This window comes from Bifidobacterium asteroides, from assembly GCF_019469425.1.
Lineage (GTDB): Bacteria > Actinomycetota > Actinomycetes > Actinomycetales > Bifidobacteriaceae > Bombiscardovia > Bombiscardovia asteroides_I.
This window is the reverse complement of record NZ_CP048272.1, coordinates 930109-945286: the sequence shown is the minus strand read 5'-3', so window position 1 is coordinate 945286 and position 15178 is coordinate 930109. Positions and strand designations below refer to the sequence as shown.

At 64.3% G+C, this 15178-nt stretch carries 8 protein-coding genes; 3 read left to right on the top strand and 5 right to left on the bottom strand.

Annotated features, from left to right (window positions below):
- Positions 1-52: 52 nt before the first annotated feature.
- On the top strand, positions 53-1552 hold the full coding sequence (locus GYM67_RS03605) for a DUF349 domain-containing protein (protein ID WP_220237160.1): 1500 nt from the start codon (positions 53-55) through the stop codon (positions 1550-1552).
- 203 nt (positions 1553-1755) lie between these two features.
- Here GYM67_RS03605 and GYM67_RS03600 read toward each other — a convergent pair whose 3' ends face one another.
- The 3 genes from GYM67_RS03600 to GYM67_RS03590 form a co-directional block, all read right to left on the bottom strand.
- The gene (locus GYM67_RS03600) at positions 1756-4116 is read right to left on the bottom strand and encodes a RelA/SpoT family protein (RefSeq protein ID WP_258561567.1); all 2361 of its coding nucleotides are present in this window, start codon (positions 4114-4116) and stop codon (positions 1756-1758) included.
- A gap of 83 nt (positions 4117-4199) precedes the next feature.
- Positions 4200-4664, bottom strand: a complete 465-nt coding sequence (dut, locus tag GYM67_RS03595) for a dUTP diphosphatase (protein WP_220237159.1) — start codon at positions 4662-4664, stop codon at positions 4200-4202.
- Complete coding sequence (locus GYM67_RS03590) at positions 4664-4957, bottom strand: DUF4193 domain-containing protein (protein WP_024627827.1); 294 nt, start codon at positions 4955-4957, stop codon at positions 4664-4666. Before GYM67_RS03590 ends, dut begins: the two co-directional genes overlap by 1 nt.
- 166 nt (positions 4958-5123) lie before the next feature.
- On the opposite strand from GYM67_RS03590, the gene sepH reads away from it, so the two are divergent.
- A complete protein-coding gene (sepH, locus tag GYM67_RS03585) occupies positions 5124-6203 on the top strand; it encodes a septation protein SepH (protein ID WP_220237158.1) in 1080 nt (359 codons plus the stop codon).
- 22 nt (positions 6204-6225) lie between these two features.
- On the opposite strand, the gene GYM67_RS03580 is transcribed toward sepH, so the two are convergent.
- Complete coding sequence (locus GYM67_RS03580; protein WP_220237157.1) at positions 6226-7449, bottom strand: alkaline phosphatase family protein; 1224 nt, start codon at positions 7447-7449, stop codon at positions 6226-6228.
- A 114-nt stretch (positions 7450-7563) separates the two neighbouring features.
- On the opposite strand from GYM67_RS03580, the gene GYM67_RS03575 reads away from it, so the two are divergent.
- Positions 7564-10197: a DNA gyrase/topoisomerase IV subunit A gene (locus GYM67_RS03575; RefSeq protein WP_220237156.1), complete on the top strand. Its 2634-nt coding sequence runs from the start codon at positions 7564-7566 to the stop codon at positions 10195-10197.
- Between the two features lie 19 nt (positions 10198-10216).
- On the opposite strand, the gene GYM67_RS03570 is transcribed toward GYM67_RS03575, so the two are convergent.
- A complete protein-coding gene (locus GYM67_RS03570) occupies positions 10217-15133 on the bottom strand; it encodes an ATP-dependent helicase (protein WP_220237155.1) in 4917 nt (1638 codons plus the stop codon).
- Positions 15134-15178 lie beyond the last annotated feature (45 nt).

Below are 15178 nucleotides of genomic sequence, written 5' to 3'. Positions count from 1 at the left end.
GGTTTTGCCATATTTTGCGATCTCCCCAACACACAAGCCTAAGGAGCTGGCCATGGCCGACAACACCGCCATCACACCCGAGAACACCTCGACACCGCAGGAGGAGCACACCGCGGACGCGGAGGGCCAGGTCGCCGCTGCGACGACGCCCGAAGCCGGACAGACCGCTTCTACTGAGGATGCGCCGACCCAGAGCGCACCGGTACCGGCTGAGCCCAAGCCGGTAAAGCCCAAGGCGGTTCCCTCCCCTGCGGCTCTGGCACACAAGGCCCCTCACGTCAAGGCCGCTCCAGCCGCCCCTACCTACAGCCAGGAGGAGATCGACAAGGCTGAAGCCTTCGGCCGGGTGGATGAGCAAGGCAACGTCTTCGTCCGCGAGGGCGATCAGGAGCGCCAGGTAGGCCAATTCCCCAATGCCGATGCCAAGGAGGCCCTGAACCTCTACGCCCGCCGATACCTAGACCTCAAGGAGAAGCTGAACCTCTTCGCCTCAAGGCTGCGCAGCCCCAAGATCAAGGCCCACGAAATCGACGAGTCCATGGCCTCGCTCAAGGAGGAGACCAGCAAGCCCGAGGCCATCGGCGATCTGGCCGCCCTCCGCACGCAGCTGGACCAGCTGGCTGAACAGAGTCAGGCCCGCAAGGCTGAGTTGGCGCAGGCCCGCAAGGACGCCATGGCCAAGGCCATCAAGGAGCGGACCGCCATCGTGGAGAAGGCCGAAGAACTGACCGCCTCCCTGGGTGACTCCACCAACTGGCGTTCCACAGCGGACAAGTTCCGTTCCCTCTTCGAGCAGTGGCAGCACCACCAGCGCACCACCATCCGCATCGACAAGGCCGACGCGGACGCGCTTTGGAAGCGCTTCTCCTCCGCACGCACCACCTTCAACCAGGCCCGCCGCAAGTGGGCCCAGCAGCGTGATGCCCAGCGGTCCGAGACCAAGCGGATCAAGGAGGAGATCATCGCTGAGGCCGACCAGATCAAGGACTCGACCGACTGGGGACCCACCTCCCACCAGTTCAACGAGCTCATGGACCGCTGGAAACAGGCTGGACGGGCAGGGCGCCAGGATGACGATGCCCTCTGGGCTCGGTTCCGTCAGGCCGCAGACGTCTTCTTCAACGCCCGTCAGGCCGACCGGGACAAGACCTCTGTCAACGAGCGCGAAAACCTGACTAAGAAAGAGGCCCTGGTGGCCAAGGCCGAGGCCCTGCTGCCCGTTAAAGACACCAAGGCTGCCAAGCAGGCCCGGCAGGAACTGGCCAAGATCCAGGAGGAATGGGACGCCATCGGCTTCGTCCCCCGTGACGACGTGCGCCGGATCGAGGGCAGGATGGATGCCGTGGATCGGCAGATCAAGGCTGTGGAGGATGCGGCTTGGAACCAGTCTGACCCCGAGGCGGATGCCCGCGTCTCCAGCTTCGAGCAGCAGCTGGCCGCCCAGCTTGAGGACCTGGACCGGCGAATCGCCGCTGAGCAGGATCCGGCCAAGAAGCAAAAGCTGGAGGCCGAGAAGGCCACCAAGGAGCAGTGGATGAACGCCGTGCGCTGATCGCAGCAGTTGCCGCTAGGACCCCCGGGCTGGTCATTGATCACTGGGGGTCTTTTTGTAGCCATCGTTTATAACCGTCGTTGAGACTTTGGACCGGTGAATCCCCGAGGCTTAAAACAAGTGATCAATTCGAAAGAACCGTGGGAAGGATGCCCTCGCAAGAGGGTAGAGAAAAACAGACATAGAGGTGGTTGCGGGGACGGTCAGATGGCCCGCATATGCGGACTGGTCGAACCCTTGGCTCCGGTCAGCCGGTAGGCGTCGAAAACACCGTCGATCTTCCTGACAGCCGACAGGAGGGTGTTCAGGTGCTGGGGGTCGCCCATCTCGAAGACGAACTGGCTGATCGCCACCCTGTCCCGGCCTGTGGACTGGCTGCCCGACAGGATGTTGACACCGTGGTCGGACAGCACCTGGGTGATGTCCGAGAGCAGGTGGGGCCGATCCAGGGCCTCCACCTGGATCTGGACCATAAAGGTGCCCTGTTTGCCCGTCCATGAGACCTCGATGATCCGTTCGGGCTGCTTCTTGCGCAGGTCCAGAAGATTCTGGCAGTCGGACCGGTGGACCGAGACGCCCTGGTTGCGGGTGATGAACCCGGTGATGGGATCTCCCGGCACTGGGGTGCAGCAACGGGCCAGCTTGACCCAGACATCGTCCACACCCTTGACCGAGATCCCCTGGGAGGTCTCCGGCCGGCTGGACTTGGTGACCCGCTGCAGGGGAATGGCCTCCTGCTCCACCTCGTCCTCAAGGGCTGACCGGCCGGCATCATTGACCAGCCGGGAAATCACATTCTGAGTGGAGACCTGTCCGTCGCCTATGGCGGCGTAGACCGCATTCTCATTGGGATAGTTAAGCTCGTCGGCAGCCCCCACCATGGCTTCGGGGGTAAGCAGAGTGGCCACGGGCAGGTTCCGCTTGCGCATGGCGCGGATCAGCTCGTCCTTGCCCTCTCCGATGGTCTCCGAACGGCGCTCCTTGCTGAACCACTGACGGATCTTACTGCGGGCGCGGGGGCTCTTGGCGAAGCTGAGCCAGTCGCGCGAAGGCCCATCGGTGTCCGACTTGCTGGTCAGGATCTCCACCGTATCCCCGTTGCGCAGCTTGGTATCCAGGGGGACCAGACGGCCGTTGATGCGCGCGCCCATGGTTCTGTGGCCCACCTCGGTATGGACGGCATAGGCGAAGTCCACCGGCGTGGAATCGGCCGGCAGGGAGATGATCTTGCCCTTGGGAGTGAACACATAGACCTCGGCCGAGCCCAGATCATCCTTCAAGGAGCCCAGGAATTCATTGGAGTCAGGAGTCTCGCTGGTCCAGTCGGCCAGCTGCTGGATCCAGGTAAGGTTGTCCTCCTGGCTCAGCTCCCCCTCCTGGCGCTCACGCTTGACATCGGACTTGTCAGGCTGGGAAAGCTCGCGGCCGGCAGACCCGTTCTCCTTGTACTTCCAGTGGGCGGCGATGCCGAACTCGGCACGACGGTGCATCTGCCAGGTGCGGATCTGAATCTCCACCGGCTTGCCGCCCGGGCCTACCACCGTGGTGTGCAGGGACTGGTAGCGGTTGGTCTTGGGCATGGCGATGTAGTCCTTGAACCGCCCAGGCACCGGACTCCAGCGGGCATGGACGGCGCCTAGAGCCGCATAGCAATCGCGGATGGTGTCCACAATGATCCGCACCCCGACCAGGTCGTAGATGTTAGCGAAATCGTGCCCGCGCACAATCATCTTCTGGTAGATGCTGAAATAGTCCTTGGGCCGTCCGGTCACCTGGGCCTTGATGCCTTGGGCGTCCAGATCCTCGTGGATCTCGTCCAGGATCTGCTTCAGATAGACCTCCCGCTGGCCCGCCCTGCGGGAGACCAGCACCACGATTTCGTGGTAGATCTTGGGATAGAGGGTCTTGAAGCTGAGTTCTTCCAATTCGGTTTTGATGGCGTTCATGCCCAGCCGGTTGGCAAGGGGCGCATAGACATCCAGGGTCTCGCGCGCCTTGCGCTGGGCTGATGAAGCCTTGACGTAGCGCCAGGTGCGGGCGTTGTGGACCCGATCGGCCAACTTGACTACCAAGACGCGCACATCTCGGCTCATGGCCACGATCATCTTGCGGATGGTCTCGGCCTGGGCCGAATCACCATAGTCCATCTTGGATATTTTGGTGACCCCGTCCACCAGGCCGGCCACCGTGTCGCCGAACTCGTCCCTGCACTGCTCCAGGGTGTAGTCGGTGTCCTCCACAGTGTCGTGCAGCAGACCGGCCGAAACCACCGTGGGCCCCATGCCCAGGTCTGCCAGAATCTGTGCCACAGCCAGCGGATGGATGATGTATGGCTCGCCGGACTTGCGCCTCTGGTCGGCATGCTGGACCACAGCGCGATCGTAGGCGCGCTGGAGCATGGACAGATCCTCGCCCGGATGATGGGCGGCGCAAATCTCCCAGATGGGCATTAGGGGGTTGAGCGGATCGTCGCTGACCTCACATCCCAAGGCTCTGGAGGACAGGCCAGAAGGGGTCTGATCGCCGACATCGTTGCTGCAGACGCTGCCCTCCTGAGTGACCATTCAAGCCTCCAATGTAGCGATATGATGCACCAATCCTACACTTGCGCCTAGCCCATTCAGGCTGCCCGTGTCCGAAGGGTGCCTCAGCGGCCGGTTGAGCCGAACCCGCCATCCGAACGCACAGAACCAGGCAGGCGTTCGGCGGGCACGAAACGGGCCTGCACGTAACGCTGAATGACCAGCTGGGCGATGCGTTCCCCTGGGTCGAAGTGGACCGACTCATGCGGATCCAGGTTGATCAGCGGAACCTTGATTTCACCACGGTACCCGGCATCGATGGTCCCGGGCGCGTTGAGCACGGTCACCCCCATTTTGACTGCCAGTCCCGAGCGCGGATGAACCAAGCCGACGTAGCCGTTGGGCAAGGCCAAGGCCACTCCAGTGGGCACCAACGCCCGCTGGAAAGGGGCCAGATCTACATCCACCCTGGCACGCAGATCAGCCCCTGCATCGCCGGGCATTGCGTATTCCGGCACGTCGGACCCGTTCAAGGACTTGAACAGGACCTCGACCGCTTCGGGCTCGTTGTAGGACTCGTCATAGGCCATCAGGCGGCGCACTCCTTGCAGACGGGCTTGCCGTCGGGGGTGGTGTAGGCCAGCTGGCTCCGGTGCTTGACCAGGAAGCAGTTGGAGCAGATGAATTCATCACCCTGCATGGGAATGACGGTCACCGAAGAGTCCTCATTGCTCAGGTCTGCACCAGGCAGCTCGTAGTCTTCGGCGATGGCGTTCTCGTCGTCGTCAAGGTCAGCCCCGGCATCCTGGCCGCTTTTGCCAAGCTCCTGCAGGGATTCCTCGTCTTCGTCCTTGTCGCGCGGGGTATCGTAATCCTGTGCCATCGTGTACCCTTTCCTTGTTCGACCAGCCACCTCGTACGCCGGTCATTCACACGATATGTACTGCGCATAGGATACACGATTTCAAAAGCACGTAAAATACCAACCGTAGGGCACAATGGAAATACCTAAGGCCGTGTAAAGGAACCGCAAGAGGATAGGGGCGTGCATGTCTGAGAATGGGACCAGGGTGGCCAGCTTTGACCATGTCGACGACAGGGGCGATCTGGTCTTCGTCTGTGACCATCGGCACTTCGCGGTAAGGGTCGACGATGCGCTTGATCGCGCCATTCTTGAGGCCAAGCAGGTCAAGGAGGAGGAAGACGTGGACCCCCAGACGGGCAAGTCCAAGCCTCTGCCTGTCTCTGCCATCCAGGCGGCTGTGCGCGCCGGCGCCCGCCCCGAGCAGGTGGCTCAGCAATACGCTGTCAACGAAGCGCTGGTACGGCGTTTCGCGGCCCCGGTGGAGACCGAAAAGAAGTACGCCATCGAGCAATTCCTGACCATGCCGGCGCCCAAGGGGTCGGGCGGGCGTAACTACCAGGAACTGATCGGCAAGGTGCTGGCCCGTGCTGGGGTCAGTCTGGCACAGGTTTCATGGCAGGCCACCAGACGAGGGTACGAACCCTGGAACATCAACGGCGTGTTCACGCTGGACAAGCGGATCTTCAACGCCCGCTGGGCCTGGAACATGCATGACAACACCGTGACCTGCCTGAACGGGGCGGCAAGGATGTTGCTGGCCGATTCTGCAGACGACCATGAACAGGAGCGGCCCGCTTGGGACCAGAGCCCCGCCGAAGAGATCGATGACCAGACCGACAGACGGCCTCCAAATCAGGAGAATGCCCTTGCCCAAATCGAGCAAGAGGATTCTGGATCGGAAGACCAGGAGGACGGCGAGCGTCAGGCGGCGCTCACGGCCTGGCTCTATGGCAAGCCCAAGGAAGACCAGGAGCGGATAGCCGACCGAGAGCCCAGCCACCCACGTGCTGAACTGACCGAGGACCCCGACACGGCCGAACATCCTCCCATCAGAGACAACGAATCCACCATGGTCCTGCCCGTGCAGAGCCATGGGCGAAGCCGGGCCGATCAGGAGCAGCCCCAGCAGCAGAATCAGGGCAATGACGCCGGTCAGGACGAGCAGGACGACGAGCCCAAGGAGGGTCGCCGCGACAAGCGGGCCAAAAAGCATTCCGGGCGGTCGGCCGTACCCAGCTGGGATGAGATCCTCTTCGGCAAGTAGCTGAGTTCGTTATCCCAAGCAGTCAGACCAGATCGATCAGACAGGGAACCTGCGTCTCCATACGGGTCCATGAGCCGTGGACGCCAGGCAGTCTGGTCGCTGCATCAGTCTGATCTGCAGAATTCACCAAGGTGACCCGGTCGCCGGCTAGAACCAGAAGATCGCCGATCATAGGTCGAATCCGGGCATCTACAGGGCCGAAGATACCCCGTTCGATGGCTTGGTCCCGGGTCTGTACCCAGGCCAGCTCCCCCAGACGTTCACGCCAGCGAGCAGCCACAACCTGAGGATCCGCCCCCTGATCCAAGTAGAGCATGACCGCCCTGGGCTCGCCGCCCACCAGTTGCACATCCTGGTTCAGCTCCGGATCCAGGGCGATGTCAATGCGCTGGTCCGGATCAGCCTCGACCATGCCGTGATCGGCTACGATAACCGTCAGCGTCCCGGCGGGCAGACGGCGATGAAGCTCGGCCAGCTGTGCATCGGTCGCTTCGAGAGCGGCCACCCATTCTTCGCCCTCCCAACCACTGTGGTGGCCCACCTTGTCCACATCGCGGATATAGAGGTAGGTCAATCCTGGCTGGCTGGCAGCCTCGCAGGCTGCTAGAAGACGCTGACGGGAGTGGTTGTGGCCCAGGTATTCCCCGCCGCGCAGAGCCGCACGGGTCAGGGCGGAGTTGCGAAAACGCGGCAGACCTGACGAGGTCACACGGACCCCCTGCGCCTGGAGAGTCTCGAAGACCGTTGGACGGCGCTGCAGGCGCTCGGGATCCTGAGCACCCCTGAACTGGATCATCTGGCTCAGCTGGCCGGTGTCCGGATTCAGCTGGGTATAGCCGGTCATGCCGGTCAGTCCAGGGCTGGTTCCGGTGCCGAAGACCCCCATGGCCGCCACGGTCGTCGACGGTAGGCTGGTATAGAGGGGACGCTGATTGATGGGTTCGGACAGCAACGAGCGCAGATAGGGCACGTGACCCTGGCGGCTGACCAAGTTCCAGAATCCCAGACCGTCCACCAGGACGACGACCACCGACTGGGCGTCAGGCAGTCCCAGGGCCTCCTGGAGGGCCCTGGCAGACGGATGGACGTCAGTGGCCACGGGCGCTCCCAGACAGGCGCTCAGGGCCGGCAGGACAGCGGACAGATGCCGGGGTCCGCCAACATGGTTGTCTCCCGCCCGGTCCCCGTATTGGATAGGCGAACTCGGCTGCAGCAGTTCCTTCATGTCAGGTGTATCCAGACCCATGCTTCCCATTCAAGCACGGTCAGGCCCCAGGCCGACACTGCATCCCGGCTATCAATGCTTTGGCAGACCGTCCGGTTATCATAAGGCGGAACGTGAAGGAGCAGGAGCTTGAGCATGGCAACTCATCGCAGGAGCAAGGCGGCGGGGTACGACCCCCGGCAGGTCAAGGAGCACATCGTCGAAACCCCTCTGAACGAGGAGATGAGTAAGTCCTTCCTGGAATACGCCTACTCGGTCATCTACGCCAGGGCCCTGCCCGACGCCCGCGACGGACTCAAGCCTGTGCAGCGGCGGATCATCTACCAGATGGGCCAGATGAACCTCAACCCTGACCGCCCCTACATGAAGTCCGCTAGGGCCGTGGGCGAGGTCATGGGCAAGCTGCACCCCCATGGCGACTCATCCATCTACGAGGCCATGGTCCGGCTGGCCCAGCCCTTCGCCATGCGCCTGCCCCTGGTCGACGGCCACGGCAACTTCGGATCCCTGGACGACGGACCGGCGGCATCACGCTACACCGAGGCCAGGCTGGCCCCGGCGGCTCTGGGCATGAACGCCGACATCGACCAGGACACGGTGGACTTCTCCCCCAACTACGACAACAAGCTCAGGGAGCCCCAGGTCCTGCCATCGGCCATCCCCAACCTGCTGGTCAACGGGGCCTCGGGCATCGCCGTGGGCATGGCCACCAACATGATCACCCACAACCTGGGCGAGGTGGTGGCCGCCGCAAAGTATCTGATGGCCCACCCGGACGCAAGCCTGGACGAACTGATGCGCTACGTGCCCGGCCCGGATCTGCCCGGCGGCGGAATCATCGTGGGGCGGGACGGCATCCGCAAGGCCTACGAGCACGGTCGGGGGGCCTTCGTGACCAGGTCCGTCACCCACTTGGAGAACGTGACTGCCCGCAAGAAAGCCATCGTGGTTACCGAGCTGCCCTTCATGGTGGGCCCCGAGCGGGTTCTGGAGCGCATCTCGGACGGGGTGCGCAACCACAAGCTGGAGGGCATCTCCAGTGCCATCGACCTGACCGATCGGCACAACGGGACCCGCCTGGTCATTGAAATCAAGACGGGATTCGACCCGGGCAAGGTTTTGGGCAAGCTCTTCAAGTACACGCCCCTGGAGGACTCCTTCACCATCAACAACGTGGCCCTGGTCCACGGACGGCCCAGGACCATGGGGCTCAAGGAACTGCTGGAGGTCTGGGTGGAGCACCGGCGCACGGTCATCCACCGGCGCAGCGAGTTCCGCCGCAAGAAGGCCCTGGAGCGCCTGCACCTGGTCGAGGGGCTCCTGCTGGCCCTGGTCGACATCGACGAAGTCATCCAGGTCATCCGCAGCTCGGATGACGCGGACGCGGCCAGGAACAAGCTCATGGCGGTCTTCGACCTGGATCAGACCCAGGCCCAGTACATTCTTGACCTGCGGCTACGGCGGCTGACCAAGATGAGCCGGATCGAGCTGGAGGGCGAGCGCGACGACCTCAACAAGCAGCTGGAGGGACTGGAGCGGATTCTGGACTCCTCTGCCGAGCTGGACCGGGTGGCCATCCATGAGATGGATCAGGCGGTGGCCCAGTGGGGCACGCCCAGGCGCACGGTCATCCTGGACCAGGAGCCCTCCGGCGACCTGGCCCCCGTGCAGTCGGCAGCCAGCGATCAGCAGACCGCTCAGCAGACCTCAGGTAAAGTCGCTGCTGGCTCCCAGGCTGCACTGCTGGCCAGCGGAAGAGCCAACCGCGGCGGCGACGGCGGCGACCTGCACATGGAGGACAAGCCCTGCACGGTCATGATGAGCGCCACCGGCCTGCTGGCACGCAGCACCCCGAGCGCCTTGGATGCCTGGCGCTCCCGGCCGCGCAACCAGGACCGCGGTCATGACGACCAGATAATCGCCATATTCGCCACCACCACCCTGGCCACCTACGGCCTGGTCACCACAGCTGGACGGCTTATCACCGCCCCTGTGGCCGACCTGCCGCTGATCCCAGCCACCGCCAACCCGAACCTGACCGGAGGCATCGTTGCAGACGAGCTCCTGGGCGGAACAGCCAGCACCGAGCCTCAGGCCGACGAGCACGCCGTCACTGTCATCGACATGGCCGACTCCCGGCCCCTGGCCCTGGGCACCCGGCTAGGCACGGTCAAGCGCTGGAACCGAGAATCCCCGACCACCATGGACTCCTGGTCAGTCATCGACTTGAAGGAAGACGACCAAGTGGTCTTCGCAGCCCCCTGCCAGGACGGGGACCGCATGGTGCTCATCTCCTCGGACGCCAGCCTGCTTACCTTCACCGGGGACAAGGTTCGCCCCCAGGGCCGCAATGCAGCCGGCATGGCAGGCATCCGTCTGGCCCAGGGCTGCCAGGTCGCCACCTTCGCAGTCGTGCCGGCCGGAGAGATCGGCTGGACCTATCAGGAGACCGGAGAGGATGGCATGAGCACACAGGCCGGAGCTGTGGTCCTGACTGTAGCCGGCGACTCCGAGGCCCTGCCCGGTACCGAGAACGGGTCGGCCAAGCTGACCCCGCTGGAGATGTATCCGGTCAAGGGCCGTGGAACGGGCGGCGTGCGCTCACAGCGCTTCCTCAAGGGCCAGGACACCCTGTTGCTGGCCCGGGTGGGCGCTTGGCCCCTGCACGCCAGCACCGCTGCTGGATCACCGGTCGAACTGCCCGACGTGGACATGCGCCGGGATGCCTCCGGCCAGGAGCTGGCAGCGCCTATCACCTTCGTGGCCTGAGGACGCGTTCAATAAAGGCTCAGTAGAGGGCCATACCGCCCGGCCCCGCTGTGAAACCGGCGGCGGTCATGGCCATGCCTACTGGTTCGCGCATGGTCAGGGGTCGGCCATTGGCATTGCTGAAGAGGATGCGTCCCTGTCCTCCCCGCCTCAGCCATGAGGCCAGCTGGGCGAAGGCGGCCTCCAGCAATCCACGCTCGGGCTCGCCGAAGACCAGAAGATGATGCCCCTTGGGCGCCGCATAGACCAGGGCACGGCCTCGATTCTGCACCAAGAGGTTGCCCATCCGCCGAACGGGCCGACCGCCGCCATCCCCTGATGTGGTCGGCCAGGCAAGGGCCGTGCCATAGAGGTTGGCTGGATCGGTCACATCCATGACCACGGGTTCGGGCGGCCGCCGGTCGGAATCATCATTATGGCGCTCATCCTCTTGGAAGCCTCTGAGCTGATCGATCACCTCCCGGGGGGCGAACTGGGCGCCGCCGAAACCCTCCACGATGACCCCACGCGTCAGCTGTCCGGCCTCCTCCATGCGTCTGCAGACCTGATAGAGGGCCGAAAATCCGCCATGGAGGTACCGCACTTCAGGCAGGACCGGGGCCAGGAGCCCATAACGGTCCAGCATGGCTTGCTCTTCATGGACCAGGCGGACGGTCCGCTGCCGGTCATCGTCCTGGCCGCCTCTGAGCTCGTCGCTTGAATCAGCCATGCCAGTCCCCGCTGCACCACCCGCCGCTCCGCGCTCATCCGCAAGCAGAGTCCAGAATCCTTCCGTCGCCGCTGACAGCTCTGACGAGCTTGCCGCCCGCGTCAAGGCCGCACGATCCAAAGGCCTGCCGCGTCCACGCAGACCATAAGGCAAACGGCGGGCCCTCCCCAAGGGCTGCGATCCCGATCCCCGGACCAGCCGCCGGACCGGAGCCAAGGAAGCGTTGGTGACCTGTCCACGCCTGACCAGGTGCCAGAGGGACCGAGCCAGGACCTCCTGGTCGGAGGCCTCAGAATCATTGCCGCCTCGGCCAGTGCAGACGCGCAGAAGCCGATCGAAACGGTAGGCTCCCCCATCGGCCAGAACATCCAGCAGGGCCTTTTCCAGATCGCCCGCGTTGCCCGGGTTGCTCGACTTGCCCGCCCCATTCGTGACTGACGGAGAACCGGCGGATTGTGCTGGAAACTCCACATCAAGGTCCTCGGCCAGATAAAAGGTCATAGCGCCCAGCGGGCCCTCTCCCTGCTCGGACCCTACCCAGACCACCTGGCCCGAGGCCAGCAGATCGTCCATCAATGCGGGACCGTAATCACGCACCCTGGCCGGGAAGATCGCCGACTCCCAGACTTCGGGCGGCAAAACCAGCCCCTCCAGCTGCGCGACCACCTCCAGCAGTCCCTCAGTGCCCATCAAAGGCTCCTGGCCCAGGAGTGCCAGACCCTGCCGGTGAAGAAGAAAGTCGCTGTAGACATGGCCGGGGACGGGACTGGCGGCCTTGCTGGCCTTGGCCAGGGACCGCGAGCGCAGCCGACGGAAGACCTCGGGATCCAGCCATCCTCGGCGGGGTTCGCCTCCCTCCCATCCAGGCTCGCCATAGGCACTTAGGTCTGGCCTAGGAAAGACCCCGGTCATGAGCAGCTCACGCGCTGCCAGGGAGCGCAGTCTGTCCTCCAAAAGAGCTTTGCCCAGGCCCAGGTGGCCAGCCAAGTCCTCGACGGTGAATGGCCCGTGGACTGCGGCGTATTGCCTGACCAGCTGGTCGAAGGCCTCGCTGTCCGATTCCGATCCCTTTGTTGCCGATCCCTTTGTTGGCTGGGCAGACAGCTGGATGATGCTTGGTCCCAGGACCGCCGTCAGCCGTCCCGCCTGACCGTCCCATACCCAGCAGTCGCGAGCACCTAGTCTGACCTGGACCACCCTGGACTGGGCCTGCAGCTGCTCCAGCATGGTCCGGACCTGCCCCTCCGTCACCGGTTCGTCCTCCTGCCCGCACATGCGCCGACGAATACCTGCTAGATCCATGGGGCCCAGGGTTCGCAACAGGTCGGCCAGTCCTTCGGCCCCCTTGGCCCGGGTCCTAGGCGAAAGCCGCTGCAGGTCGGCGGTCACCTGGTCGACAGTCTCCTGGTCCAGAAGGTCAGCCATGTCCACTTGGCCGACCATCTGCTCCAGCAGGTCGGAGTCGATGGCCAGCATAGCGGCGTCACGCTCGGCCTTGGGCATGTCGTACTGGTACATGAAGGTGCCCAGGTAACCGAAGAGCAGCCCTGAAGCCATTGGGGAGGGTGTCTGGGTGGAAGCCGGGACCAGACGGACGCTTCCCTGCTCCAGGCCGGCCATGAGCTCGTGCAGGGCAGGCATGTCGTAGACATCCTGAAGGCACTCACGCATGGTCTCCAGAACAAGGGGGAAGTCATCCTCCTTCAGCGCCGCATCCAGGAGCCGAGAGGCCCGCAGACGCTGCTGCCAGAGCGGAACCCTCCGGCCGGGCTCCATCCTGGGCATGTAGAGCGAGCGGGCAGCGCACTGGCGGAAGCGGGCCTGGAAGAGCGCCGAGCCGACCAAATGCCGTCGAACCTCGCGCTCCACCTGATCGGGGGTGAAACCGAATATTCGCCGATCCTCCAGGAAGGCATCAGTGCCCGGAATCTGCACGACGATGCCATTCTCCCCCGCCCACACGGACCCGTCGTAACCGCGCTCACGGGAGAGCCGGGCGGTAATGGCCAGGGCCCAAGGCTCGTTGACCCTGCGACCGTACGGCGAATGGAGGACCAGCCGCAGGTCGCCCTCTTCGTTGGGGCAACGCTCGACCACCAGGTGCCGGTCGTCGGGCACCTGGCCGGTGGAGGCCTGCTGCTCGGCCAGAAAGGCCGCCAGATTGTTGATAGAAGGACGGTCCAGGCCGTCCTCAAGCAGGCGAGAGGAGACGGCTTGGGTGAAGCCCGGCCGACCGGAGGCAGCCTGGACTGCCGGCACCAGGCTTCGGGACAGCTCCCTGGCGAGCCTGCCCAGGCGACAGCCGAAGGCGGGGTCGCGGCCAGCGCCCTCGCCGTGCCAGAAGGGCAGCCTGGCGGAGCGTCCCGGGGCGGGTACCACTACCACACGGTCGCGGGTGATCTGCTGGATCCTCCAAGAGGTGGTGCCCAGGGTAATTACGTCCCCCTTCCGGGACTCGTAAACCATCTCCTCGTCCAGCTCCCCCACTCGGCGGGGCTTGCCGCCGGCGGCCTCGGAGGGCATGACCACGCTGTAGGAGCCACGGTCGGGAATGGTGCCTCCGGAGGTTACTGCCAGGCGTTGCGCGCCGGGGCGAGCTGTCAGCGTGCCTGTCTGCTGGTCCCAGACCAGAATGGGGCGGAAGGCGGTGAAGTCTTGGGAGGTGTAGGCACCGCTGAGCATGCCCAGCACCGCCCGGTAGACCTTCTGGTCCAAGTGGGCGAAGGGCGCAGCCCGTCTGACTGTGGCCAGCCAATCCTGCTCTTTAAGCGGTCCCATGGCAGCTGCAGCCACCGTCTGCTGAGCCAGAACATCCAAGGGACTGTTGGGCATGATGGTGGGTTCGATGTCGCCCTGGACCATGCTTTCCATGCTGGCAGTGCACTCCAGGATCTGCTCGCGGGTCAAGGGGAAAAGCCTGGCCTGCGATACCCGTCCCACTTGGTGGTCGGCCCGGCCCACGCGCTGCAGCCCCGAAGCGGTCGACACAGGGGCGTTGACCTGGATGACCAGATCGACCGAGCCCATATCGATGCCCAGCTCCAGGCTTGAGGTGGCTACCACGCACCGCAGTCTGCCGGCCTTGAGGTCGTCCTCCACCTGGCGGCGACGTTCCTTGGACACCGAACCATGGTGGGCCATGGCAATAGGTTGGTCAACAGGCTGGCCGGATGTTCTCTCGGAGGTCGACCCGGTGGCCGAACTGTAGTGGGCGGGCTCCCAGGCCTGCGCAGCCCTGCCCGTGGGCTGGACTGTTTCACGGGATGAACCTGGTCGGTCGTGAACCGGGGCCCGCAAATCGGACTGGTGCAGTTCGTTCAGCCTGGCAGTCAGACGCTCGGCTAGTCCTCGGGAGTTGACGAAGACCAGGGTGGTGTGGTGGGACAGGACCTGGTCCAGGATGGCCCGCTCGATAGCTGGCCAGATGGATCCGCTTCTTTGGTCCCTCTCCTGACCCTCCTGGCCAGATTCGCCGGGTGGCGCCGCCAGATCGCCCATGTCCTCCAAAGGCTCGATCAGCCGCAGGTCCATGGCTGTGGACGACTTGGGCTGGATCAGGCTGACCGGACGGCTGCCGCCCAGAAAACGTGCCACCTGTTCGGGCGGCCGGACCGTAGCCGACAGGCCGATCCGCTGCACGGGCCCTCCGACCAGGTCGTCCAGCCGCTCTAGGCTCAGGGCCAGATGAGCCCCGCGCTTATTGCCCGCCAAAACGTGGATTTCGTCCACGATAACGGTCCGGATATTCTTCAGCGTGTTGGCCGTCTTGGAAGTCAGCATCAGATAGAGGGACTCGGGGGTGGTGACCAGAATATCCGGAGGATGAGCGGCCAGGGCCCTGCGGCCGCGGGCGTCGGTGTCTCCAGTGCGGATACCTGTCTGGACCTTGGGCGCTTTTCGTCCCTGCTGTTGGAATCGCTCGGCGATGCCGTCCAACGGAGCCTGCAGGTTGCGGGCCACATCCGTCCCCAAGGCCTTCATGGGCGAGATGTAAAGCACTGCGACCCCAGGTTCTCGGAAGCGTCGAGGCCTGGTCATGAGCTCGTCAATGGCCCAAAGAAAGGCGGCCAGGGTCTTGCCCGAGCCGGTGGGCGAAATAATCAACGCATCGCCGCCTGAGCGGATGGCCGGCCAGGCCTGCACCTGGGTCGGCGTGGGCCCCTCGGGAAAGGTCTGGTGAAACCAGTCAGCCGTCTGTGGGGAGAAATTGTCCAGGGGATCGCCCATATGCGTCCACTCCTCTCCCTGCTCTTTCGGGTCTTGCTGAAAGCC

Bases quoted from the DNA above. Each gene is read 5' to 3' on its own strand.
- dut (WP_220237159.1), bottom strand. From the start codon at position 4,664: ATGGCCTATGACGAGTCCTACAACGAGCCCGAAGCGGTCGAGGTCCTG.
- GYM67_RS03580 (WP_220237157.1), bottom strand. From the start codon at position 7,449: ATGGGTCTGGATACACCTGACATGAAGGAACTGCTGCAGCCGAGTTCG.
- sepH (WP_220237158.1), top strand. From the start codon at position 5,124: ATGTCTGAGAATGGGACCAGGGTGGCCAGCTTTGACCATGTCGACGAC.
- GYM67_RS03575 (WP_220237156.1), top strand. From the start codon at position 7,564: ATGGCAACTCATCGCAGGAGCAAGGCGGCGGGGTACGACCCCCGGCAG.
- GYM67_RS03570 (WP_220237155.1), bottom strand. From the start codon at position 15,133: ATGGGCGATCCCCTGGACAATTTCTCCCCACAGACGGCTGACTGGTTT.
- GYM67_RS03605 (WP_220237160.1), top strand. From the start codon at position 53: ATGGCCGACAACACCGCCATCACACCCGAGAACACCTCGACACCGCAG.
- GYM67_RS03600 (WP_258561567.1), bottom strand. From the start codon at position 4,116: ATGGTCACTCAGGAGGGCAGCGTCTGCAGCAACGATGTCGGCGATCAG.
- GYM67_RS03590 (WP_024627827.1), bottom strand. From the start codon at position 4,957: ATGGCACAGGATTACGATACCCCGCGCGACAAGGACGAAGACGAGGAA.